This is a genomic window from Variovorax sp. J31P179 (assembly GCF_030316985.1).
Lineage (GTDB): Bacteria > Pseudomonadota > Gammaproteobacteria > Burkholderiales > Burkholderiaceae_C > Variovorax > Variovorax ginsengisoli_B.
Genome location: NZ_JASZYL010000014.1, coordinates 43368 through 68428, shown reverse-complemented (window position 1 = coordinate 68428; position 25061 = coordinate 43368). Strand labels below are relative to the sequence as shown.

The 25061-nt window shown below is 68.9% G+C and carries 18 protein-coding genes; 11 read left to right on the top strand and 7 right to left on the bottom strand.

All coding sequences use genetic code 11. The features are described from left to right. Positions 1-238: 238 nt before the first annotated feature. From QTI17_RS28070 to QTI17_RS28025, 10 genes are all read left to right on the top strand, one after another. Positions 239-3331, top strand: a complete 3093-nt coding sequence (locus QTI17_RS28070) for an Rne/Rng family ribonuclease (RefSeq protein WP_286536949.1) — start codon at positions 239-241, stop codon at positions 3329-3331. Between the two features lie 471 nt (positions 3332-3802). Then, positions 3803-4525, top strand: coding sequence for a sugar transferase (locus QTI17_RS28065; protein ID WP_286536948.1), 723 nt, complete (start codon positions 3803-3805; stop codon positions 4523-4525). Then, positions 4522-5958, top strand: coding sequence for a mannose-1-phosphate guanylyltransferase/mannose-6-phosphate isomerase (locus QTI17_RS28060; RefSeq protein ID WP_286536947.1), 1437 nt, complete (start codon positions 4522-4524; stop codon positions 5956-5958). Before QTI17_RS28065 ends, QTI17_RS28060 begins: the two co-directional genes overlap by 4 nt. 30 nt (positions 5959-5988) lie before the next feature. Further along, the gene (gene fcl, locus QTI17_RS28055) at positions 5989-6954 is read left to right on the top strand and encodes a GDP-L-fucose synthase (RefSeq protein WP_286536946.1); all 966 of its coding nucleotides are present in this window, start codon (positions 5989-5991) and stop codon (positions 6952-6954) included. A 28-nt stretch (positions 6955-6982) separates the two neighbouring features. After that, positions 6983-7951 carry a hypothetical protein gene (locus QTI17_RS28050; RefSeq protein ID WP_286536945.1) on the top strand — a complete coding sequence of 323 codons (969 nt, stop codon included), beginning with the start codon at positions 6983-6985 and terminating at the stop codon, positions 7949-7951. 61 nt (positions 7952-8012) lie between these two features. Further along, positions 8013-8666 (top strand): acyltransferase, encoded by a 654-nt coding sequence (locus QTI17_RS28045; protein WP_286536944.1) that lies wholly within the window; start codon positions 8013-8015, stop codon positions 8664-8666. After that, positions 8663-9844, top strand: coding sequence for a glycosyltransferase family 4 protein (locus QTI17_RS28040; protein ID WP_286536943.1), 1182 nt, complete (start codon positions 8663-8665; stop codon positions 9842-9844). Before QTI17_RS28045 ends, QTI17_RS28040 begins: the two co-directional genes overlap by 4 nt. Next, a complete protein-coding gene (locus QTI17_RS28035; RefSeq protein ID WP_286536942.1) occupies positions 9841-11184 on the top strand; it encodes an O-antigen ligase family protein in 1344 nt (447 codons plus the stop codon). Before QTI17_RS28040 ends, QTI17_RS28035 begins: the two co-directional genes overlap by 4 nt. Next, complete coding sequence (locus QTI17_RS28030; RefSeq protein ID WP_286536941.1) at positions 11181-12404, top strand: glycosyltransferase; 1224 nt, start codon at positions 11181-11183, stop codon at positions 12402-12404. The genes QTI17_RS28035 and QTI17_RS28030 overlap by 4 nt, the downstream gene beginning before the upstream one ends. Next, positions 12401-13657, top strand: coding sequence for a glycosyltransferase WbuB (locus tag QTI17_RS28025; RefSeq protein ID WP_286536940.1), 1257 nt, complete (start codon positions 12401-12403; stop codon positions 13655-13657). Before QTI17_RS28030 ends, QTI17_RS28025 begins: the two co-directional genes overlap by 4 nt. A gap of 176 nt (positions 13658-13833) precedes the next feature. On the opposite strand, the gene QTI17_RS28020 is transcribed toward QTI17_RS28025, so the two are convergent. The 7 genes from QTI17_RS28020 to hemC form a co-directional block, all read right to left on the bottom strand. Further along, positions 13834-16086: a polysaccharide biosynthesis tyrosine autokinase gene (locus QTI17_RS28020; protein WP_286536939.1), complete on the bottom strand. Its 2253-nt coding sequence runs from the start codon at positions 16084-16086 to the stop codon at positions 13834-13836. Then, complete coding sequence (locus tag QTI17_RS28015; protein WP_286537038.1) at positions 16083-16523, bottom strand: low molecular weight protein-tyrosine-phosphatase; 441 nt, start codon at positions 16521-16523, stop codon at positions 16083-16085. The genes QTI17_RS28020 and QTI17_RS28015 overlap by 4 nt, the downstream gene beginning before the upstream one ends. 16 nt (positions 16524-16539) lie before the next feature. Then, a complete protein-coding gene (locus QTI17_RS28010) occupies positions 16540-17706 on the bottom strand; it encodes a polysaccharide biosynthesis/export family protein (protein ID WP_286536938.1) in 1167 nt (388 codons plus the stop codon). 246 nt (positions 17707-17952) lie between these two features. Continuing rightward, positions 17953-19236, bottom strand: coding sequence for a heme biosynthesis protein HemY (locus QTI17_RS28005; RefSeq protein ID WP_286536937.1), 1284 nt, complete (start codon positions 19234-19236; stop codon positions 17953-17955). Positions 19237-19251: 15 nt separating this feature from the next. Further along, positions 19252-20331, bottom strand: coding sequence for a uroporphyrinogen-III C-methyltransferase (locus QTI17_RS28000; protein WP_286536936.1), 1080 nt, complete (start codon positions 20329-20331; stop codon positions 19252-19254). Continuing rightward, positions 20328-21086 carry a uroporphyrinogen-III synthase gene (locus QTI17_RS27995; protein ID WP_286536935.1) on the bottom strand — a complete coding sequence of 253 codons (759 nt, stop codon included), beginning with the start codon at positions 21084-21086 and terminating at the stop codon, positions 20328-20330. Before QTI17_RS27995 ends, QTI17_RS28000 begins: the two co-directional genes overlap by 4 nt. Before the next feature lie 19 nt (positions 21087-21105). Further along, positions 21106-22041 carry a hydroxymethylbilane synthase gene (gene hemC, locus QTI17_RS27990; protein WP_286536934.1) on the bottom strand — a complete coding sequence of 312 codons (936 nt, stop codon included), beginning with the start codon at positions 22039-22041 and terminating at the stop codon, positions 21106-21108. A gap of 52 nt (positions 22042-22093) precedes the next feature. Between hemC and ppc the strand changes: the two genes are divergently transcribed. Beyond that, positions 22094-24940 (top strand): phosphoenolpyruvate carboxylase, encoded by a 2847-nt coding sequence (gene ppc, locus QTI17_RS27985; protein ID WP_286536933.1) that lies wholly within the window; start codon positions 22094-22096, stop codon positions 24938-24940. Positions 24941-25061: the final 121 nt, after the last annotated feature.

Below are 25061 nucleotides of genomic sequence, written 5' to 3'. Positions count from 1 at the left end.
CGCCAGCTGCTATTAAACCAATAGCAGATCGACACCTCATGCGGCTTGCGCTCATCCACGCGCCCCCACCCCGTCTGACATCGAGTTGACTCTCGGTGTGGTTGGCCGCGTTCGCGCGGTCGGCCCCAGCAGCCTGGGTTTAGCGGCAATTCCTTCGTTTCGCGAGCGTCGTCCGTGCATCGTTAGGTCCGTCATGGACCGGTAAGAGCGATACGAACAGACATAAGGACAACGCATCATGAAACGGATGCTGATCAACGCCACGCAGCCTGAAGAGCGCCGCCTGGCCATCGTCGACGGGCAAAAGCTCCTCGACTACGAAATCGAGATCGAAGGGCGCGAACAGCGCAAGGGCAACATCTACAAGGCCGTCGTCACGCGCGTCGAGCCTTCGCTGGAAGCCTGCTTCGTCGACTACGGCGAAGACCGCCACGGCTTCCTGCCGTTCAAGGAAATCTCCAAGCAGTACTTCGCCGAGGGCGTCTCGGCCAGCCAGGCCCGGATCCAGGACGCGATCCGCGAAGGCCAGGAACTGGTGGTGCAGGTCGAGAAGGAAGAGCGCGGCAACAAGGGCGCGGCCCTGACGACCTTCATCTCGCTGGCCGGCCGCTATGTCGTGCTGATGCCGAACAACCCGCGCGGCGGCGGCGTCAGCCGGCGCATCGAGGGCGACGACCGGGCCGAGCTCAAGGAGGCGATGGACCAGCTGGAGTACCCGAAGGGCGCCAGCATCATCGCCCGCACCGCCGGCATCGGCCGCTCGGCGCCCGAGCTGCAATGGGACCTGAACTACCTGCTCAAGCTCTGGAGCGCCATCGACGGCGCCGCCAAGGGCGCCAAGGGCGCCTTCCTGATCTACCAGGAATCCTCGCTGGTGATCCGCGCGATCCGTGACTATTTCAATCACGACATCGGCGACATCCTCATCGACACCGACGACATCTACGACCAGGCGCAGCAGTTCATGGCGCACGTGATGCCCGAGCATGCCGCCCGGGTGAAGCGCTACCGCGACGACGCCGCCCTGTTCAGCCGCTTCCAGATCGAGCACCAGATCGAATCGGCCTATGCCCGCACGGTGCAGCTGCCGAGCGGCGGCGCGATCGTGATCGACCACACCGAGGCGCTGGTCTCGGTCGACGTCAACTCGGCCCGCGCCATCAAGGGCGGCGACATCGAGGAGACCGCGACCCGCACCAACCTCGAAGCGGCCGACGAAGTGGCGCGCCAGATGCGCCTGCGCGACCTCGGCGGCCTGATCGTGATCGACTTCATCGACATGGACGAGTCGAAGAACCGTCGCGAGGTCGAAAGCCGCCTGCGCGACGCGCTGCGGCAAGACCGCGCCCGCGTCCAGTTCGGCTCGATCAGCAAGTTCGGCCTGATGGAAATGAGCCGCCAGCGCCTGAAGCCGGCGCTCAGCGAAGGCTCGTCGATCCCCTGCCCGCGCTGCGGCGGTTCGGGCCACATCCGCGACACCGAATCGAGCGCGCTGCAGATCCTGCGCATCATTCAGGAAGAGTCGATGAAGGACAACACGGCCGCCGTGCATGTCCAGGTGCCGGTCGAGGTGGCGTCGTTCCTGCTGAACGAGAAGCGTCCCGAGATCGCCAAGATCGAACTCAAGCAGCGCGTGACCGTGCTGATGGTGCCCAACAAGACGCTCGAGACGCCCAACTACAAGCTCGAGCGCCTGAAGCACGACGATCCGCGCCTCGACCACATCGAGGCCAGCTACAAGATGGCCGACGAGATCGAGGACCCGACCTCGGTCACGCGCCGATCGCAAGAGCCGACCAACAAGCAGACGCCGGTGATCAAGGGCGTGCTGCCCGACGCGCCGGCGCCGGTCGCGGTGCCGAAGCCCGAAGCGGTGCGTCCGCCGGTGGCGGCACCGGCGCCCGTCGCAGCCCCCGCACCGGTGGCGGTGCCTGCGAAGTCGGCCGAATCCGGCCTGTTCGGCTGGATCAAGAGCCTGTTCGGCGGCACCCCGGCCGCCGCGCCGGCGCCGGCACCGGCCGTGATTCCGGTCGAGGCGCCGAAGCCGCGCCGCGAAGGCCGCGATGGACGCGGCGGACGCGATGGCGAAGGCGCGCGCACCGCGCGCGACGGCGAGCAACGCCGTGGCGGCCGTGGTGAAGGCCGCGGCGGCCGGGATGGCGAGGCCCGCGGTGGCGAAGGCCGTGGCGGCGAACGCCGCGGCGGCCGCGGCGGCGAGCGCCGTGACGGCGAGCGCCGCGAAGGCCGCGAAACCCGCGGCGAGGCCCGCACCGACAGCCAGATCCGTGAACCGAGGGAGCCCCGCGAGGCGCGTGAACCGCGCGAGGCCCGCGCCCCGCGCGAAGGCGAGCGCCGCGGCGGCCGCGGCGAACGCCGCGACGGCGAAGCCCGCCAGTTGCCGGCCGAAGCCGCCGACGTGCAATTCGACGTCCAGGCGCTCGCGCCGAATGCCGGCGAGGGCAGCGAAACAGCCGTCCCGGCCGAACGCGCACCGCGCAGCGGACGCGGCGAGCGCCGTGAACGCAGCGAGCGCAACGGCGACGGCGGCCGCGAACGCAGTGGCGACACGGCCCGCGACGCCCAGGCCGAAGCCAGCCCGGACGGCGCTCCGAACGAGCGCGGCGCACGCAGCGGGCGTGGCGAAGACCGCCCGCCGCGCGGTGAGCGAGGCGACGGCCGGCGCGAGCGGCGCGGCGACGCGCCGGCGCGCCTGCCGGAAGCAGCGGGCACCGCCGATTCGGCAATGCCCGAAGCGGGCGCGGTCGGCGCCTCCGACGCCCCGGGCAGCGAAGACCAGGGCGAGGCGGCACCGCGCCGTGACGGCGAAGAACGCCGCGGCCGTTCGCGCGACCGCTACGGTCGTGACCGGCGCGAGCGCGGCCCGCGCGAGGAAGCCGGCGAGGCTGAGACCGCGCCCGCGGCCACTGCCCCTGTCGAAGCGGAAGAAGTCGTCGTGCGGTCGAGCCTGCCGCCGGCGCCGGTGCGCACGGAGCGCCCGGTCGCGCCGCCCGCGGCACCGATCGTGGTCGAGGCCAAGGCGCCCTCCTCGCGGGCCCTGCCGAAGGTCCAGCCCTTCGAGCTGCCGCTCGACGAACTGGCCCAGGTGGCGGAAGGCTCGGGTCTGCACTGGGTCAACTCGGACGCCGAACGCGTGGCCGAGGTGCGGGCTGCGATTGCCGCCGAGCCCAAGCCCCAGCATGTGCCCCGCGAGCGCCCGCCGGCGATCGTGATCGACGAGGGTCCGCTGGTGCTGGTGGAGACCCGCCGCGACCTGGGATCGATGACGCTGCCCTTCGAGGACGCAGCACGCGGCGCCGGCGCGACGCACTGAGGCGGTGGCGGAGCGCCGGCGAGAGCCGGTCTCCTCTCTGACGCATCTCATTCAAGGGAGGCCTTTCGGCCTCCCTTTTTCGTTTCTGAATTACGCCCGTCGCCGATTCTCGACCGTTCATCGGCTGGTTTGGCAGGCAACCCGGGGCGCCAGGGGGCGTTTCACAAACGAAACCATCGGTATTAATCCGCAAAAGCGCGAATGGTGTGCAGAAACAACACCAGGATGTTCGTCCGCGTTAACAATTTGTTATACAAAAGGACTACACTGACTTCGAAATCGCTGAGCCGGCCCCTGTCTCTTGTTGAGACCCGAAGAAGAGGGACCAGCCTACGCCTTTTGGAGGACTATGTAAGGCTTTTGCTGACACCACGAAGGCCGCGACATATGTTCAAATTCTTGCCGATAGTAGTAAAGCGTTACACTGCCCCGCTCTAGGTTGAGGCAGTACCCGTTACGGGGGAATTTCAGATGTTTCGTTCCGACTCGACAACCACCGGCAACGTGGTCCGACGCTTTCCCCCGGACGGCGGGGGCCCGTCCGCGCCGCCGCTGGAGTCCAGCCCGCCCCGGCTTTCGCTCGCTCAGCGCGTCGTCAAGCGCGCCATCGACATCGTCGGGGCGCTGGTCTTCTTCACCCTCTTCGGACCGCTCTACCTCATGGTGGCCCTGGGCGTGCTGATCAGCATGGGCCGGCCGGTGCACTTCTGGCAAACACGACTCGGCGAACGCGGCCAGCGCTTCCGCTTCTACAAGTTCCGCTCGATGGTGCGCAATTCGGACCATGTCCTGGACGAGTTCCTGAGCCGCAGTGACATGGCGCGCACCGAGTGGGACACCTTCCAGAAGCTGGAAAAGGACCCCCGCATCACGCCGATCGGCGCGCTCATCCGCAAGCTGAGCCTGGACGAGCTGCCGCAGTTCTGGAACGTGCTCAAGGGTGACATGAGCCTGGTCGGCCCGCGCCCCTGCATGGAGCGCCAGCGCAGCCTCTACGGCCGCGGCTGGACGCACTACTGCGCGATGCGCCCCGGGATCACCGGCCTCTGGCAGGTCAGCGGCCGAAACCGGCTCTCCTATGCGCGCCGGGTCGAGCTCGACGTGGAATACGTCACCAACTGGTCGCTGTGGCTCGACATCAAGATTCTGTTCCGGACCGTGCGCGCCGTCGTCAGCGGGGAAGGTTCACGGTGACCCGCATCCAGCCGGTCATCCTGTGCGGCGGCAGCGGCACCCGGCTCTGGCCGCTGTCGCGCAAGACTCTGCCCAAGCAGTTCGCGCCGCTGATCGGCGACAAGAGCCTGTTGCTGCTGACGCTCGAGCGTCTGCGCCGGCTCAATCCCGAAGTGACCTGCGTGGCCGCGGAGGAGCACCGGTTCCTGGTGCAGGAGGCGATCGACGCCGCACTGGTGAGCGGCAAGCAGCTGCTCGAGCCGGTGGCCCGCAACACCGCCGCGGCGATGGCGGCCATCGCGCTGCTGGCCGACCCGGAGGAACTGCTGCTGTTCGCGCCGGCCGATCATCACATCCCGGAGGCCGATCGCTTCGTCGCCACCATCCAGAAGGGCATCCCGGCGGCGCAGGCCGGATACCTCGTGACCTTCGGCGTCGATCCGTCGTTCCCCAGCACGGCCTACGGCTACATCCGCCAAGGCCAGCCGCTGGAGGCCGCACTGGGCGACGAGGCCGGCCATGCGGTCGCCGCCTTCATCGAGAAGCCGGCGGCGGAGCGCGCCGAGCAAATGCTGCTCGAAGGCGGCCACCTGTGGAATGCGGGCATCCTGCTGGTCCAGGCCAAGGTCCTGATCGCGGCGCTGCAGGCGCATGCCCCGGACATCCTGGAAAGCTGCAGGCTGGCCACCGTCGCGATCGAAACCGACGGCGACTTCTTGCGCATGGACAGCGCGGCCTTCGGGCGCTGCCGCAGCCAGAGCATCGACTACGCGGTGCTCGAGAAATGCGATCGGGTCGCGGTCGTCCCTTTCCAGGGACGGTGGAGCGATGTCGGCAGCTGGAACGCAGTGGCCGACCTCCACGACACCGATGCCAACGGCAACCGGATCAGCGGCCAGGGCTTCGCCATGGGCGCGACCAACACTTTCATTCACGCGCCGAGCCGCCCGGTGGTGGCGCTCGGCACCAAGGACCTGCTGGTGGTCGACACGCCGGACGCGCTGCTGGTCGTGCACCGCGACTGCGCCGAGCAGGTCAAGGACGTGGTCGCGCTGCTGACCACCCACGGCCACAGCCAGGCCACCCGGCACCGCCGCATTCCAAGACCCTGGGGCGCCTACGACAGCATCGACGACGGCGAGCGCTTCGCGGTCAAGCGGCTGACGGTCAAGCCGGGTGCGCGGCTGGCGCTGCGGATGCACCACCATCGCGCCGAGCACTGGGTGGTGGTCAAGGGGACGGCGCGCGTGGTGTGCGACGACAAGACGGTGCTGGTCAAGGAGAACGAGTCGATCTACATCCCCGTCGGCGCGGTCTATCGGCTGGAGAACGCCGGCAAGATGGCCCTCGAAGTGGTCGAGGTCCAGACCGGCGGCTACCTGGGCGAGGACGACATCGTGCGGTTCGCCGATGTAGAGTCGGTCGACATCGGCGACGCGAAGAAGCTCGCCTGAATTTTCCAACAGCGCCCTGACGAGATTTCAATGAATGAGTTGAACAAGCGGATTTTCGTCGCTGGACATCGCGGCATGGTCGGCAGCGCCATCGTGCGATGCCTCGAAGCGCGGGGCTACACCCGGATCATCACCCGCAGCCGCGACGAGCTCGACCTCACCGAGCAGGCGCAGGTGCGCGCCTTCTTCGCCGAAGAGCGCCCCGAGGAGGTCTATGTCGCGGCCGCGAAGGTCGGCGGCATCCACGCCAACAACAGCTATCCGGCCGAGTTCATCTATTCGAACCTGATGGTCGAAGCCAACCTGGTCCACGAATCGTGGCGCAGCGGCGTCGCCAGGCTGCTGTTCCTCGGCTCCAGCTGCATCTACCCGCGGCTCGCGCAGCAGCCGATGTCGGAAGACGCCCTGCTGACCGGCAAGCTCGAACCGACCAATGAGCCCTATGCGGTCGCCAAGATCGCCGGCATCAAGCTCTGCGAAAGCTACAACCGCCAGTACGGCTGCGACTTCCGCAGCGTGATGCCGACCAATCTCTACGGGCCGGGCGACAACTATCACCCGGAGAACAGCCACGTGCTGCCGGCGATGATCCGGCGCTTCCACGAAGCGAAGACCCACGGCGCGCCGAGCGTCGTGATCTGGGGTACCGGCTCGCCGAAGCGGGAGTTCCTCCACGTCGACGACATGGCGCGCGCCTGCGTGCACGTGATGGACCTGCCGCGCGAGACCTATGCCGCCCAGACCGAAGTGATGACCAGCCACCTCAACGTCGGCAGCGGGGAAGACCTGTCGATCGCCGAGCTCGCGCAGCTGGTGAGCGAGGTGGTGGGCTATCAGGGCCGCATCCACTACGACACCAGCAAGCCCGACGGCGCGCCGCGAAAGCTGCTGGACGTCTCCCGCATCCGCGGGCTCGGCTGGACGCCCGAGGTGACTTTGCGCGCCGGCATCGAGCACGCCTACGAAGATTTCTGCAGCGAAGCACTGGTCGCCTGAGGCGGCCCGTAGCGGCTGCATTCCCACCATGGGCGCCTCCTTTCTATCCCTCGTTCCGCCGGGCTCCGGCGGCGTGCGGGACTATGCGAGCGTGATCGGCCAGTCGCTGCAGGCGCCTCCGTTCGAGATGACCCGCACGACCGATATCTCGTCGCTTTCGGGCGACTGCCTGCTGCTGCATTTCAGCGGCTACGGCTACCACAAGCGCGGCGTGCCGCTCTGGCTGGTCGAGCAGGTGCGCCGTCTGCGCAGCCGCTTCCAGGCCTTCGGCGTGGTGTTCCACGAGCTGTACGCCTCCAGTCCGCCATGGGGTTCCGCCTTCTGGCTCGGCGCCTGGCAGAAGCGGATTGCCCGCGAACTGCTCGATCTCTCGGATTTCTGGCTGACCAACCGGGAGGAGTCCGGCCGCTGGCTGCTGGCGCGGCGCGGCGCCGCACCGCATCGGGTGCTGCCCGTGTTTTCGAACGTGGGCGAGCCGGCATCGATCGACGCCGACAGGGCGCCGCACCTGGTCGTCTTCGGCGGTCCCGGCGTGCGCGCCAACGTCTATCAATGGGCCGGTGGCGAAGTGTTCGACTGCGCTCGCCGCAGGGGCCTGGTCATTCACGACATCGGACCGCCGCTGCAGGATGCCCAACTGGCGCAGCGCCTGGTCCAGGAGAAGGCCGTCGTGCACGGCAAGCTGTCGGCGCAGGCGGTCAGCCAAGCCCTCTCAGGCGCCAGCTATGGCGCCCTCTCGTATCCCCTGGACTACGCCTCGAAGAGCGGCGTGCTGGCCGCCTACAGCGCCCACGGCCTGTGCCCGATCCTGCTGTGGGAAGACTACCGGCCGCACGACGGGCTGGTCGCCAACTTCAATTACTTGCCCGGCTTCGCCGCGCTCGAAAACGTCGACGCACGCACCGTCGGCCGCCAGGCGCGCCAATGGTACGAGCCGCATTGCGTCGATGCCCATGTCGCCGCCCTCAGGGCGATGCGCAGCGAGGCCACGCGATGAGCCCCCGCCCGGCCGCTCCGAAGGGGGCTCGCACCGCAGTGCGCAGCACGGAGGTTTCCTCGTGAGCGATATCAGCTACTTGTGGAGCTTGCGCGAACGCCCGGCGCTCGGATCGCGGCGCTGGTGCATCGTCTGGGCCAAGCGGGCCCTGCATTCCGTCGCGCTGCTCAAGATCGTCATGGCGCGGCGCAGTTTCCGCGCCCGCGGGGTCCAGGTGGGCGCGCTGTCGATCCTCGACCGCTTCGCGCTCAAGGGCCCGGCCGCCCATCTGAGCGTCGGCGAGCACTGCTTCATCTCGGGCTCGACGGAAATCGTCGCCCTCGACCAGGTCCGCATCGGATCGCGCGTCGTCATCAACGACCGGGTCACGATCCTCACGGCCAGCCATCATGTCGGGGATCCGGGCTGGCGGTCTTTCAAGAAACCGGTACGCATCGACGACTACGCCTGGATCGCCGTCGGTGCAACCATCCTCCCGGGCGTCACGATCGGCTACGGTGCGGTGGTGGGCGCGGGCGCGGTGGTCGCCAAGGACGTGCCGCCGCTGGCGGTCGCCACCGGCAATCCGGCGGTCATCCGCCTGAACGCACGCCCCGCCGACCTCTGCTACGACCCGGTCGCGCTGCTCCCGCCTTTCGAGGCCTGGATCGGACGCCGTGCCGATCCGGCCGGTCCGGCGAATTCGCCCGTGCACGGCGTCGAGCCGCGGCCATGACCCCGGTCCTGGTCACCCATCCCGGGTTGCAGCATTCGCACCAGCTCGCCCTGGCGCTGTACGAGCGTTCGCTGCTGCAGTCGTTCTGGTCCGGCGTGCCGGTGGTGGCCGAAGGCGAAACGCTGCCATGGTGGCTGCCCGCCGGCTACCGCTCGAAGGTCCGCACCGTCGACATCCCGCGCGCGCTGCGGCGCCATCCGGCGCGCTTTCAGCTGGCCCTGCGGATGTCGAACCGGGTGAATCTCGGCATACCGGGTTCCGACGTGGTCCACCGCGTGTTCCATTGGTTCGACCACTGGGCCGCGCGGCAAATCCGGCAATTCAGGCCCAAGGTCGTCGTCGCCTACGAAAACGCGGCCTTCCACACCTTCCAGGCAGCCAAGGCGATCGGCGCGCGCTGCGTGCTGGATGCGGCCGCCTTCCACCACCAGACCGCGGCCCGGCTGCTGGGCACGCCGGCGACCCCCTACACGCCTGAGATCAATCGCCGCAAGGACGAGGAGATCCGGTTGGCCGACCTGATTCTGACCTGCTCGCCACTTGCCGCGGAGAGCTACACCGCGAATGGCGTGCCGGCCGACAAGGTCCGGCCCATGATGCTCGGCGCCGAGCGGCCGCTCGGCCTGCCCGGCTGGCAGGCCCATGACGGCCCGCCGCGCTTCGTCTTCGCCGGCGCGCTGAGCCGGCTCAAGTCGATCGACAGCATCGTCGCCACCTTCCGGCGGCTGCATGCCGAAGGCATCGCCTATGACCTGGAGTTCGTCGGCGGCGTCGCCGACGCCGAGTTGCTGCGCGCGGTCCTGGCCACGCCCCATGCCCGCCATACGCCGAACGTGCCGCAGGGCGAGCTGTTCTCGATTCTCGCGCGCGCCGACTGCCTGCTGCTGCCCTCGCGCTTCGATTCGTTCGGCATGGTGGTCGCCGAGGCCATGGCATGCGGCACACCCGCCGTGGTCTCGACGAACACCGGCGCCAAGGCGATGATCGAGGCCTTTCCGGGCAGTGGCTGGATCGTCGAGCCGGGGGTGGAGTCGTTGCACGCACAGTTGCGGCAACTGGCGCAAAGGCCCGAGCAGTTGCATGCGGCCCGGTCCATGGCGCGCCAGTCCGGCGATGCCTTTTCGTGGGCCAGCTATCGACAGCGGGCCGGAGAGTTGTTCGAGGAATTTGTTCAATGAGTACGACCGCCTCCTTCTCGCACGCAGCGGCGCGGCCGGCGTCGATAACCCGTGCGGGCAAGGCCTTCATCGCGGTGTTCCTGATCGTCGTGCTGGAGGGCGCGGTGCGCAAATGGGTGGCCTCGTCGGCCACCTTGCCGATGTTGCTGGTGCGTGACCTGCTGGCAATCTACGTGATCGCCTATGCCCTGCGCAACGGCGCCCTGCGGCGGCAGAAGGGCATCACCCAGGCACTGCTCGCATGGTCATGCCTGGTCATCGCCTGGGGCTTGCTGCAACTCGTCGTCGGCGAGAGTTCGCCGACAGTGCTGCTGATCGGGCTGCGCTTCTGGCTGCTGTACATCTGGTTCGGGGTGGCCGCCGCCGCCACGATGAACGAAGCCGACTACCGGGCTGCGCTGAGGGTCGCGGCCTGGAGCTTGCTGCTGATGGCCCCGCTGGCCGTGCTGCAGCATTTCTCTCCTCCGGGCGCACGCATCAACAACCAGATCGACGGCGATGAGTCCGACATCTTCCTGGTGATCGCCGACGTCGTGCGGACCACCGGCACCTTCAGCTTCACGGCCGGCTTCACGACCTACCTGGCGCTGATGGCGCCGCTTGTGTTCGCGGTCGTCGGGGCGCGCAAGCGGCCCGGGCGCCAGACGCTGTTCGCGGCGGCGCTGTTCGCCGCCTTCGTGGTCTCGAGCATGGTGAGCGGCTCGCGCGCCGCCGTCATCCTGTCGGGCCTGGTGATCGTCGCCTACTTCATCGGCCGGCTCTTGCTGGCGCGGAGCAAGTCCAGGACCGGGGCGATCGTGGGCGTCATTGCCGGGATCCTGCTGCTCGCCGTTCTGCTCTACGCCTTCCGCGGTGCGATCGCCATCACCGAGCAACGGTTCCAGGAGGCTGCCGAGGTCGAGACGTTCTGGGGCCGCATCTTCACCATCTTCATCGGCCAATCCGTGGCGTTCGACAACTTCTCCTGGATCGGCTACGGCATCGGACTGGGCTCCAACCTGGCCAACTATGTGCGCACCGGCAGCACCGGCGCCTTCGCGCTGGCCGAGGTCGAGGCCAGCCGGATCCTGCTCGAGGGCGGCCTGATCGGCTACGTGTTCACCGTCTTCAAGGTGGGCGTCATCGTCATGGGTGTCCGCAAGGCCTGGCGACTGTCGAGGCGCCTGCACTCGGCCTACCCGATCCTGCTGTGGGCGGTCGTCACGCTCGCGCTGTTGACCTGGTCGGCCATCGGCCAGCTGACGGCCCACGGCCTGCTGGGACTCATGCTGGCTTTCGGCCTGCTCGTGTTCCGGCATCCGACGGTCGAGTTCTTTGCTCCTCGCCGTCCATCCGCGTGAAGTTCCTCCATCTGATTCCCAAGGTCGATCCTCGCGCCGGCGGTGCGATCGAGGGCGTGCTGCGCATCCATGAGGCGCTGGTCGCGCTCGGCCACGAGAGCGAGCTGGTGTCGCTCGACGATCCATCGGCACCCTGGGTTCGCGAGTGCCCGGCGCCGCTCCACCCGCTGGGCCCCTCGCGCGGCGCTTACCAGTACAACCCCGATGCGGTCGCGTGGCTGCGCGCCCACGCCGGCCGCTACGACGCGGTGATCGTCAACGGCCTTTGGCAATACGCCAGCTTCGCGGCCTGGCGGGCCTTGCGTTCGGCGCCCACGCCCTATTTCGTCTACACCCACGGCATGCTCGATCCGTGGTTCAAGCGACGCTATCCGCTCAAGCACCTGAAAAAGTGGTTGTACTGGCCCTGGGCGGAGTACCGCGTGCTGCGGGATGCGGCGGCAGTGATCTTCACCTGCGAGGAAGAACGCCTGCTCGCCCGCCAGTCCTTCTGGCTCTACCGCGCCCGGGAGGTGGTCGGCTCGTACGGCACCTCCGAGCCGCCTTCGGATGCCGCCGGCCTGAGCGAGGCCTTCCTGGCCCGCTTTCCCGAGCTTCGGGGCCAGCGCTCGCTGCTGTATCTCGGGCGCATCCACGAAAAGAAGGGCGGCGACCTGCTGGTCGACGCATTCGCCCGTGTCGCTGCCGATTCGCCGGGACTCCGACTTGTGATGGCCGGGCCAGGCGACGAGCGCCTGGTGGCGCAACTTCAGAATCGCGCCGCCGAACTCGGCGTGGCAGGGCGGATCACCTGGACCGGCATGCTGCAGGGCGACCTCAAATGGGGCGCTTTCCATTCGGCGGACGCATTCTGCCTGCCCTCGCACCAGGAGAACTTCGGCATCGCCGTGGTCGAGGCGCTGGCCTGTGGCAAGCCCGTCCTGATCAGCGACAAGGTGAACATCTGGCGCGAGATCGTGCAGGACGGCGCCGGCCTGGTGGCCCCGGACACATTGGCCGGCACGGTCGACACGCTGCAGCGCTGGCTGGCGCTGACGCCGGCCGAGGCCGCGGCCATGCGGCTCGCGGCCCGGCAGTCGTTCCGCGATCGCTTCCAGGTCGAGCAGGTGGCGCAAGGGCTGGTCCGGATCGTGAGTGAACGAGCGCCGGGGTCGGGCAGCGCTGCGCCGCCGCCCGATCCGCGCCCTGCCAAGGCTGCCATGCTGCCCGAGGGTCAATGAAACTTCTCGTCTACGGAATCAACTTCGCACCCGAACTGACCGGGATCGGCAAATACACAGGCGAGATGGTGGCCTGGCTCGCGGCCAGGGGGCATGAGGTCCGCGTCGTGACAGCCCCGCCCTACTACCCGCATTGGTCGGTCCGGCCGGGCTACAGCGGATCGCGCTACGCCCGCGAGGACTGGCACGGCGCCACCGTCTTTCGCACCCCGCTGTGGGTGCCGCGCAAGGTGACCGGGTTGAAGCGGCTGGTCCACCTGGCGAGCTTTGCGCTGTCGAGCCTGCCCGCGCTGCTTGCCCAATGGCGCTGGAAGCCCGACGTCGTGTGGGTGACCGAGCCGCCGCTGTTCTGCTCGCCGGCGGCGCTGGCGTTCGCCCGGCTGCGCTCGGCGAAAGCATGGCTGCACATCCAGGACTACGAGGTCGACGCGGCGTTCGAGCTCGGCCTGCTCAAGGGCGACCGCGTGCGTTCGATCGTGGCCGCGACGGAGCGCGGCCTGATGCGGCGCTTCGACCGCATCTCGACCATCTCGTCGCACATGATGGAGCGCGCCAGCAGCAAGGGCACCGAAGCCGAGCGGCTGGTCTCGCTGCCGAACTGGGCCGACGTGTCGGCGGTGCAGCCACTGCGGGCGGCCAGCCCCTATCGCGCCGAGCTGGGCATCGCGCACGATGCCGTGGTGGCGCTCTATTCGGGCAACATGGGCGCCAAGCAGGGCCTCGAGCTGCTGGCCGAGATGGCGCAGCTGCTGCAGGGGCGGCCTGGTCTCGAGTTCGTGTTCTGCGGCAACGGCGCCGGCCGCGCCGACCTGATGCAGCGCTGCGAGAAGCTCGCGAACGTGCGCTTCCTCGACCTCCAGCCGGTCGAGCGCCTGGGCGACCTGCTGGGCCTTGCCGACATCCATCTGCTGCCGCAGCGCGCGGATGCTGCCGACCTCGTGATGCCGTCCAAGCTCACCGGCATGCTCAGCAGCGGCCGCCCGGTGGTCGCCGGCGCGAGGCCCGAAACCGAACTCGGCAAAGTCGCTTCGCAATGCGGCATCGCCGTGGCCCCGGACGACGCCCGCGCCTTCGCGGATGCGGTGCTGACGCTGGCCTCCCAGCCCGATCTGCGCCGCGAACTGAGCCTGCGCGCCCGCGCCTTCGCCGAAGCCAACTTCGACCGCGACGCCGTGCTCGCCCGTTTCGAGAGGGACCTCGAAGCCTGCATCGGCATCCCCACAACAAAAAGAGCCGGCGAAGCCCGGCTCTAGCTGGTGAAACACCGCGGAACCGGCTTTGCCGGGCCGCTGGTGTTGCCCCCGGTAGGGGGCTGAGGAGCCGCGGCTCCAAGCCTGCCTGCGCAGGCTTGGACTGCTCCGAAGGGCCGCTGCCTCTGGCAGCGACTCGAGGCGCCCGGACACGAAGTGCCGGGCAACCTGGGGGCGAGCTATTGCTCTTCGGGCAGGATGCTCTCGTAGTTGTAGCTGGTGTAGCGGTAGCGGCCGTACTTGTAGGCGGCGTAGGTCCTGCGATTGACGTTCATGCCGTTCAGCAGCACGCCGGTCGCCGCCTTGCCGCCCATGGCCAGGCGTCGGGTGCTCTCCTTCAGCTCGCCCATCGTCGACAGGTTGGCGCGCGCCACCAGCAGCACGGTGCCCACGTGCGTCGCCACCGTGCTGGTGTCGGCGGCGACCAGCACCGGCGGCGCGTCGATGACCACCAGGTCGTACTGCTCGGAGAGGCGTTCGAGGTTCGACTTGAACGAGTCCGACACCAGCAGCTCGGCGGGGTTGGGCGGCAACTGGCCGGTCGCCAGGAAGTCCAGGCTGGGCACCACCTGGCGGTGCACGGTCTGCTGAATCGTCAAGCTGCCGGCGATCAGCTCGGACAGGCCTCCATGGCGCTGCAGGCCGAAGTACTGATGCGTGTGGCCGCGCCGCAGGTCGGCGTCGATCAACAGCGTGCGGCGGCCGGCAGCGGCCATCAGCGCGGCGAAATTGGCGGCGACGAAGCTCTTGCCCACGCCCGGCGTCGGTCCGGTGATGAGCACCCGGTTGTTGGGCGATTCGAGCATCGCGAACTGCATGGCGGTTCGCAGGCTGCGCAGGCTTTCGACGGCCGGATCGTCGGCCTTCTCGATCGTCAGCAGGCGCACCCCGGTCGCGCCGCTCAGGCGCCGCGCCGCGATCGCCTCCTGCGCCGGGCTCATGGGAATGGTCGAGAACACGGGCAGGCCGATGTCGGCCTCGACCTCGTGCGGATCCCGCAGGCGCTGCTCGATGAAGGCGTTTCGCAGGAAGGCGGCGCAGATGCCGAGGAACAGGCCCAGTGCCAGCGCCGAGGCGACGATGACCTTGCGGTTCGGCTTGATCGGGTACGACGGCGGGATCGCCTCGTCGAGCACCCGGACGTTGCCCACCTTGCCCTCCTTGACCAGCCGCAGCTGCATGGCGTTGTTGAGCAGGGATTGGTAGAGCTCGGTGTTCACCTTGACGTCGCGCTCCATGCGCACCGCTTCCTGTTGGAGGGCCGGCAGCCCCTTGATGCGGATCTGGACGTTGGCGATATCCGAGCGCAGCGCCGCGATCTGGCCATCCAGCGTCTGCACCAGCGGGTGATTGGCGGTGAAGCGCGCTTCGAGTTCCCGCCGACGCTGCTCGGCGTCCAGCAATTTGCTCTGGCGGTCGACCGCCTGGGCAAGGACCGACGACGCCTCCTCGGTGAAGGAGACCATCCCCTTCTGGTTGCGGAAGCGGTTGTAGGTTTCTTCGGCCGCTTCCATCTGGCGCTTGTACTGGGGCAGCTGGACATCCAGGAAGGCGAGCGTCTTGCGCGCTTCGGCCGCCTTGCGCTCGACGTTCTGCAGCACGTACTGCTCACCCACGGCATTCAAGACCTGTGCCGCCCGGTCGGGATTGCTGTCCTGCAGCGTCACGTTGATGATGCCCGAGGACTTGCCGCGTTCGCTCAGCCCGAGCCCGGCCTGCAACCCCAGCGCGGTCGGCAGCGTGCCGAGGCGCTGCAGGTTGAACTCGGCGCCCGGCTTGCCGGCCAGCCGGCTGATCGTGAGCTCGATCGGCCCGGCCGCCGTCTGCGCTTTCAGCGGCGCGCCGACGGTGCCGCTCAAGGGCTTGGACAGCATCGGGGAGGCCAGCGTGTACTGGCCGCCTTCCTGGGCGGTCACCGTGAAGAGCGAACCTTCCAGCGATTTCGGAACATCGAACTGCGACACCTCGATCAGTTCCCGCCCCGACACATAGCCGCCGAAGCCGAGGAATCCAGGGTCGGAGAGCCCCGTCGATCGCCGCGCCAGCCAGCCGCCGACATAGGGGACGTAGCGGGGACTGGCCACGATGTAGAGCTTGATCGCCTCGACCGCCTTGCCGGCGATCATGCGCGACCGGATGATCTCCATTTCTGCAGAGCCCGGCGTCTTGACGTCGAACAGCGCGCCGCCGGCTTCGCTCAAGATCCCCTTGCTGCCTTCGGGATCTTCCACCTGAATCACCAGGGTGGACTCGTAGATCGGCCGCTCGAGGAGCGCATACACCACGCCGCCCAGGAAGACGACCAGCGTGATGAAGGCGATGAGCCACTTGTTCGCCACCAGCACTTCGATGTAGTGCCCGATGTTGAAATCCTGCTCCTCCGCCGTATCGAACGAACTGGGATTGGATTTGGGGGTGAGTGTGGAATTCATCGACTGGATACTCTTGAAATGCGTTGGACCCATTGCTGGGTGCCGTCTTCGATAAGCGTCAGCGCACGCTCGAAAGAGGCGCGACCGGCACCATACGGGTCCGGCACGTCCTGATCGCTGAACTCACACAGGCGAAATACCTTGCCGGCGGCAAACAGATAGCGCTCCTCGACCGACCGGCGCTGCTTGCCGTCCATGACCAGAATCAGGTCGGCGCGCTGGCAGGCATCGAGGCCGATCTGCTTCGCGCGATGCGATTCGATGGAGATGCCGTGCTGGCGCATCAGGTCGCGCGCGATCTCGTCCGCCGGCTCCCCCACCATGGCGGCCAGCCCTGCGGACGCGACCTGCGCATCGGGCAGCGCCGCGGCGAGCAGGCCTTCGGCCATCGGACTGCGGCAGATGTTCCCGATGCACACGACGAGGATGTTCCGGATGGTCACGATCGGTCCGCTATCGGCTGCCGGAGGTGCTGCCGCCGCGATAGAGATACGAATACCCGTACGAGGTCGATGGCAGGATCAGGTTCAGCACCCGGTTCCACTGCACCAGCGGCACCGGATCGACATAGACCACGTCCTTCGGCCGGAGGGCGAAGCCATCGGCCATGGCGATGGCCGTCGGCGTGCGTGCGTTGAGATGGAAGATCGACTGGCCGCCCTTCGCTTCGTTGCGGATCACATAGATCTGCAGCGGATTGGCCGTGTTCAGGTTGACGCCGCCCACCTCGATCAAGGCATCGCTCAGGCTGAGCCGGCCGTTGCGCATGAGGACGCCCATTTGAGTCGTCACCTCACCCATCACCACGACCTTGCTTTCTTCGCGGCTGCGCACGTACAGCATGTCGCCCGGCTTCAGGGGAATGCGGCTGGGGTCGATGCCGGCATCCGCCATCGCCACCAGATTGAGCTGCGTCATCTTGCCGTCGCGCGTGAGCATGATGGCGGAACGGTCGCCGTTGGGAGACACGCCGCCGGCGCGATTGAGCGCCTCCGCGAGCGTCATCGGGATGTCGCTGAAGAGCATCAGGCCCGGTGTCCGGATCTCACCGTCCATGTAGGCGCGCTTGCTGCGGAAGGCGTTGACGCGCACGCTCAGCTGCGGGTCCCGGTAGACGCGCGACAGGCGCTTGACGAGGGCGGCCTCCGCCTCCTCGATGGTCATGCCCGAGACCACCAGCGAACCGATGTACGGAAAGCTCAACTGGCCCGTGGCCGAAACGATGTAGCCGGGCGCAGCCGCCACGCTGGCACCGTCGCCCCCGCCAGAGGGCGGGGCGCCCGAACTGTAGGAAATCTCGGGGTGGTCCAGGACCGCGATACCCAGGACGTCGCCGGGCCCGATTCGATATGGCCCGGTCTCGCCGACCAGCTTCATGACTTCGGGACCGAGCGTCGTCGCCTGGGTGGCCGCGCGTTGAGCCCGGATCAGTTCGGGGGTAATTTCGGTCAAGGCACCCGCTGGCGGCGGATCGATGTCGGCCGTGGAAAAGCCCGAAGGCGAAACGGCCGACGCGGCATCATTGCTCGCTGAACTGAAGCCCGGCGCCAGCGGCGCACAGCCTTGAACCAGCAAGCCCACCGAAGCCAGCAGCGCGACATGTAGTAAAAAATGCTTCAAGTGCAGCTCCGCATCGTGACCCTGGAATGAATACTTTTGCAAACAGTTACGACTGTACATCAGTATGGGCGCGGGTTTCAAACCCTTTGTCGGCTTAGAGCATAAGGCAGAGAAATTGTCCTACACGATGCTGAAATAGCACGATTCCGGGCATTTTCCAAGCCGGTGCAATCTTGCAATGCAGCAAGACCCGGCTTCGGGTGCTATTGATTCAATAGCAGCAGAACCAACAGCAGTAAGCCGCGCTCAGGAGCTCTCTGTTTGGGCCGCACGTTTCCAGGCGGCCGATGCCTGGTCGGCGTCGTCGCGCGCTTCGGCCAGTTGCGCCAGCGCCTGCCATGCCCTGCGATGTAGGTTGGTGTCCTGCAGGGCCAATCCGGCCTGTGTGAGCAACTGTTGCGCCTTGCCCCACAGCTGGCGCTTCATGCACGCCATGCCGGCCAGGTACTGCAGGTTGGCATCGCGCGGGTTGTTCCGCTGCGCGGATTCGATGCGTGCCAGCCAGTCGGCATCGACCGAGTCGAGGCCGGCTTCGAGCGCACGGACCAGTTTCACGCGCAAGGATTCGCCCAGGCCCTGCGGATGCTGGACCATGCGCTCCCAGACCGGCAGCAGCCAGGCCCGCGCCAAGGTCAGGTCGCCGCGCAACGCCACCATCCGCTGGGCCGCATGGATGGCGACCTCGGGCATCTCGCGCTCCGAGGGTTCGAACTCGCTCCAGGCGCGCAGCAACTGGGCCGGATCGTGGGCGCCCGACAGCAGTTCGGTGGCGAGGCCGCGCACGATGCTCTGCGCAGCCGCCTCCGAGAAGGCCCGGTGCTTGGCCAGCAGCCGGGCGGTCTCGAGGGCTTCCAGCGTGCGCCGGTCCTGGCGCGCGGCCTTCAAGCGCAGCCGCAGTGCCAGCGTGCGCCTCTGCGCGCCCAGCGGCAGCTCGCCGAGCCGCGCCAGGGCGGCCGGGGCGTCACGATCGTCGAGCGCCCAGCGGGCCGCGCGCAGCTGCACGCCCTCCCGCGTTTCGGGCGAGAGCTGCGGGCCGCGCTCGGCGCTTTCGTTGAGCGCCTGCTGCAGATGCGCATCGCGTGCCGGACGGTCCTGCAGCGATTGCGCGCTCTCGGCCGCCAGCAGGTGCGCGATCACGCGGACCTGCAGCGCCTGCGGCAGCCGGGCGTCGAGCGCGGCCAGCCGACGCTCCTGCGACAGGGCCGCCTGGGCCGCCTTGCGGGCCCGGGAGAAGCGCCCGGCAAGCAACTGCGCCGCGGCATCGAGCAGCGCCGCATGCAGCGCACGCTCCTTTTGCTGCAGCCGCCACTGGCGCGCCTGCTTGGGCAGCGAGAACAGGGCGGCCAATCCGCGCAGCGCCAGGTGCAGCAGCACGAAGGCCGCAAACAGCAGCAGCAGCACCAGGTTCAGCGACAGGTCGACCCGCCAGGGCGGCCAGAAGACAGTGATCGTGCCCTGGTTGTTGCCGGCGAACAGCGCCACCGCGGCGGCGATGCCGAACAGGGCCAGGAACCAGAGGGCGGCGCGCATGGCTTCAGGCCCGCCCTAGCGCCCTGCGGCCGCCGTGGCGAGCGCGGCCAGGGTCTCGTCGACCCGTGGCGGCTCGCTGGTGCGGATCTGCGCCTGCACCTGCTGCACCAGCGTGGCCGCGGCCTGGACCCGGCGCGAGGCCGGATCGAAGTAGCGGTTGATCGCCGCCGAGACGGTCGCCATTTCGCCGCGCGCCGTGTCGACCTGCCGTGACAGCAGCGCCAGCCGGGCGTTGAGCAGCTTGAGCTTGAGGTTCTCGCGCAGGAAGAAAGTCTGTTCGGGCGTCAGCAGCACCGCCTCGGGCCGCTCGATGCGCCCCACCCGCAGCAGCGAGCGGGCCTCGGTGCGCACCATCATCAGGAAGCGCTGCCACCAGGGTGCATTGGCCGGCAGCGGCTCGACCTGCAAGGTGTCGAGCCCGCCGCCGCGCGCCGCCACGGCGTTGAGCGCCGGCAGGTCGTCGACCATGCGCATCAGTTCGTCGAGCTTCTGGAGCGCTTCGCCGTTGTCGGCGCTGGCGCTGCTGCGCAGCCGGTCGGCGTCATGCTGCATGGCGCGCTGCAGCGGCGCCAGCCGCGGTTGCCCGGCCCGGGCGATGCGCGTGTCGCCGGCCTTGAGCGCGGCCAGCAGCGGCTGCACGTTGCCGGTGACCTGGGCCTGCTGCAGCGCCAGCCGCACGGCCGCCTCGATGTCGACCACGAGGTTCTCGTCGCGCGAGCGCGACAGGCTCTGCATCAGCTCCTCGAGCTGGGAGCGCTGCAGCGCCACTTCACCGACCCGGGTCTCGGCCAGCGCCAGCCGGGCGGCCGTGTCGCGCACGACCTCCTGCGCCTGGCGCGCCAGGGTGCGGGCCTCCAACGACTGCGCCAAGGCATCCGCGCTCTGGCGGGCCAGTTGCTCCTGCATGCCGCTGACCTTCTGCCACAGCGCGAGCGCCATCAGCAGGGCCACCACGGCGACCAGTGCGAGCAGGCCGAACGCGAGCCGCGACAGCAGCGCCGCCGCGGCCGAATGGCCGAGCGGCAACGCAGCCGGCACCGGCGCGCGCGATGCGGGTTCCGGCAAGGGCTCGTTGAAGACGGGAGCGTCGCTCATGCCAGGGATTCTATCGACGCGACCAAGGCCGACAGCGATGGACGCGAGACCTCCACGCGGCCGAAACCGGCAGCGCGCGCGGCTTCGGCGATGCGCTCGTGGGTGACCAGCGCACGGGCCTGCTGCCAGTCGGCGGCCGGCATCAGGCGGCACAGATTGGCGATCGCCTCCGAGCTGCTGAAGAGCCAGGCGGCGGCCCCGCTGGCGCCCTCGGCCGCCAACCGGCGCTCGGCCTCGCCGAAGGGCGGCGGCAAGCGCCGGTAGGCGGCCACCGCATCGCAGGCGCCGCCCTGGGCCAGGATCTCGCGGGCCAGCCAGTCACGTCCCGTGGCCTGCCCCGTGGCATCGCCGCCGCGGACGATCAGGATCCGGACGCCCGGACGAACCTGGTCCGCCACGCGGGCCCAGAGCTGCTCGGAATCGAACTGCGCCGCATCGGCGGGCGGCGCGTCGATCGCCGCCGGCGGCACACCGGCCGCATGCAGCCCGCGCACGGTGCCGGGACCGGTGGCCCAGAAGCGCAGGCGCGCAGGCAGCGGCAGGTCGATGCCGCGAAAGAAGTGCTCGGCCGCCGCGGCGCTGACGAACATCAGCGCGTCGTAGCCCGACAGCCGCCGCCAGGCGGCCTGCAGCGGCGCGGGGTCTTCGAGCGGCGCGATCGCGATCAGGGGCAGCGCCACGGCGTCCACGCCGGCGGCGCGCAGGTCGTCCACCCAGCGCGCGGCTTCCGAGGCCGGTCGTGTGATCAGCAGCATGGACAAACCGAAAGAGGCCTCATCCCTGCAGCAGACGTGCCGCGGCCTCGCCCAGCGCCGTGGCCTGGGCCGCATCGGCGGCCTCGGCCACCAGTTGGGCCCGCACCAGCGGCGTCAGGCCTTCGGGGTCGCCCAGCGCGGCGTCGATGCGCAGGCGGCCGTCGGGCTGCCAGCGCGCGTGGGCCGCCAGCGGCATCGAGCAGCTGCCGCCCATCGTGCGGCTGACGGCGCGCTCGGCGGCGGTCGCGAGGCCGTCGCGGCGGCTGTCGAGGGGCGCCAGCAGCGCCAGCAGATCGGCCCGCTCGGTCCGGACCTCGATGCCGAGCGCACCCTGCCCCGCCGCCGGCAGCATCGTGTCGGGTTCGAAGCATTCGCGGATGCGGCTTTCCAGCGCCAACCGCTTGAGCCCGGCGGCGGCCAGCACGATGGCGTCGTACTGGCCCTCGTCGAGCTTGCGCAGCCGGGTGTCGAGGTTGCCGCGCAGGGGCTCGATGCGCAGGTCGGGCCTGAGCGCGCGCAGCAGCACCACGCGACGCAGGCTGGAGGTGCCGACCACCGCACCCTGCGGCAGCTCGGCGAGCGAGGCGTAGCGCGGCGACACCAGCGCATCGCGCGGGTCTTCGCGTTCGAGCACGCAGGCCAGCGCGAAGCCCTCGGGCAGGTCCATCGGCACGTCCTTGAGCGAATGCACCGCGATGTCGGCACGCCCGTCTTCGAGCGCGGTTTCGAGTTCCTTGACGAACAGGCCCTTGCCGCCGACCTTGCTGAGCGAGCGGTCCAGGATCTGGTCGCCGCGGGTGGTCATGCCCAGCAGTTCGACCGTGTGGCCCTGTTCTTGCAGGAGCGCCTTGACGTGTTCGGCCTGCCACATGGCCAGGCGGCTTTCGCGCGTGGCGATCACGATGTTGCTCAAGACCGTTTTCCAAATGAGAAAGAGACCGGAGGATGCTAGCATGTTGCGCCGCAGCAACGTCGGCGCATCCCCAGTCCCCGAGGAGAAGTTTCGAATGAAGACGAGCCCCGCACCGGTTGCCGCGAAGCGCCGGACCCGTGACGAAGACCTGCCGCTGATTGCTGACATCCGGCTGCTCGGGCGCATCCTGGGCGATGTGATCCGCGAACAGGAAGGCGACGAGAGCTACGCGCTGGTCGAGAAGATCCGCACCCTGTCGGTGGCCTTCCGGCGCGATGCCGACCACGCCGCGGACCGGGCCCTGAAAAACCTGCTGAAAGGGCTCAGCGCGGCAGAGACCGTGAGCGTGATCCGCGCCTTCACCTACTTCAGCCATCTGGCCAACCTGGCGGAGGACCGGCACCAGATCCGCCGCCGCACCGAGGCCGAGCGTGCCGGCGAGAGCGCCGAGGGCAGTCTGGAGACGGCGCTGGCGCGAATCCGCAAGGCCGGCATCAAGCCCGAGGCGGTGGTCGAGTCGCTGGCCCACAGCTATGTCTCGCCGGTGCTCACGGCGCACCCGACCGAAGTGCAGCGCAAGAGCATCCTGGACGCCGAGCGCGCCATCGCGCAGCTGCTCACGGCGCGCGACGAGATCGCGCTGCGCCAGCGCGCCTTCGCCGGGAGCAAGGACGCGCTGACGCCCATCGAGTACGCCGACAACGAACGCCAGATGCGCACCCGCGTGACCCAGCTGTGGCAGACGCGCCTGCTGCGCTTTTCGAAGCTCACCGTGGCCGACGAGATCGAGAACGCGCTGAGCTACTACGAGGCCACCTTCCTGCGCGAGATTCCGCGCGTTTATGCCGAGCTCGAGAAGGCCCTGGCCCATGGCAGCAGCGTGCCTGCGGTGGCGCCGTTCCTGCGCATGGGCCAGTGGATCGGCGGCGATCGCGACGGCAATCCCAACGTGACCGCCGAGACCCTCGAATACGCCCTCAAGCGCCAGAGCGAACTGGCGCTGCGCCACTACCTCACCGAACTGCACTACCTCGGCGGCGAACTGTCGCTGTCGGCCGGGCTGGTCGACGTCTCGATCGAGATGCAGGCGCTGGCCGAGCGCTCGCCCGACAAGAACGAGCACCGGGTCGACGAGCCCTACCGCCGGGCGCTGACCGGCATGTACGCGCGGCTCGCCGCCACATTGCGCGAGCTCACGGGCGGCGAGGCCGCGCGCCACGCGGTGCGGCCGCAGAACCCCTACGTCACGGCCGAGGAACTGCTGGCCGACCTGCACACCATCGAGGAGTCGCTGGCCGACAAGCACGGCAGCGTGCTCGCCGCGCCGCGCCTGCATCCGCTGATCCGGGCGGTCGAGGTATTCGGCTTCCACCTGGCGACCGTCGACCTGCGCCAGAGCTCCGACAAGCACGAAGCGGTGGTGGCCGAGCTGCTGGCCACCGCACGCATCGAGCCGGCCTACGCCGCGCTGTCCGAAGAGGACAAGCAGGCGCTGCTGCTGCGCCTGCTCGACGACGCCCGGCCGCTGCGCGTGCCCGACGCCGATTACTCCGCGCTCGCCAGGAGCGAGCTCGCGATCTTCGCCGCCGCCCGCACCGCGCGGGCGCGCTTCGGCACCGCGGCGATCCGCCACTACATCATCAGCCACACCGAGACCGTGAGCGACCTGCTGGAGGCGCTGCTGCTCCAGAAGGAAGTGGGCCTGCTGCGCGGCACGCTCGCCGACAACGCCACCTGCGACCTGATCGTCGTGCCGCTGTTCGAAACCATCGAGGACTTGCGCAACGCGGCGCCGATCGTGCGCGCCTTCTACGCGCTGCCGGGCATCCACGCGCTGATCCAGCGCTCGGGCGCCGAGCAGGACGTGATGCTGGGCTACAGCGACAGCAACAAGGACGGCGGCATCTTCACCAGCAACTGGGAGCTGTACCGCGCCGGGCTGGCGCTGGTGGCGCTGTTCGACGACCTCAATGCGCACAGCGGCGTGGCGATCCGCCTGCGCATGTTCCATGGCCGCGGCGGCACCGTGGGGCGCGGCGGCGGTCCGAGCTACCAGGCGATCCTCGCGCAGCCGCCGGGCACGGTGCGCGGCCAGATCCGGCTGACCGAACAGGGCGAGGTGATCGGCTCGAAGTACGCCAACAGCGAGATCGGCCGCCGCAACCTCGAGACGCTGGTGGCCGCGACGCTCGAGGCCACGCTGCTGCCGACCGCCAAGGCCGCGCCCACCACCTTCGTCGCCGCGGCGGCCGAACTGTCGGCGGCCAGCATGGCCGCGTACCGCGCACTGGTCTACGAGACGCCGGGCTTCGGCGACTACTTCTTCAGCGCCACGCCGATCCGCGAGATCGCCGAACTCAACATCGGCTCGCGCCCGGCCTCGCGCAATCCGAGCCGCAGCATCGAGGACCTGCGCGCCGTACCCTGGAGCTTCAGCTGGGGCCAGTGCCGCCTGACGCTGCCCGGCTGGTATGGCTTCGGCTCGGCGATCGAGCGCTTCCTCGCGCAGGCGGCCAACCCGGCCGCGCGCAAGGAACGCCAGGCGCTGCTGCAGCGCATGTACGCGCAGTGGCCCTTCTTTCGCACCTTGCTGTCGAACATGGACATGGTGCTGGCCAAGAGCGACCTGGCCCTGGCCTCGCGCTACTCGGAGCTGGTGGCCGAGAAGAAGCTGCGGCAGAAGGTGTTCTCGATGATCGAGGCCGAATGGCACCGTACCTCCGACGCGCTGACCTTGATCACCGGCGCCAGGCAGCGCCTGGAAGGCAACGCCGACATGCAGCGTTCGATCCGGCACCGCTTCCCCTACATCGATCCGCTGCACCACCTGCAGGTCGAGCTGATGCGCCGCTACCGCGCGGGCCAGGTCGACGAGCGGCTGCAGAAGGGCATCCACATGTCGATCAACGGGGTGGCGGCGGGCCTGCGCAACACCGGCTGAACTGGCGCGAGCGGACACTGTCCGCGATCTCCTACACCTATTCACGGCCAAGCGGAAATAAAGGCCATGGCAGAGGGAGTACCCTGACCCCCACGTTCACAGCTCTCGCAATCGCGCGGCG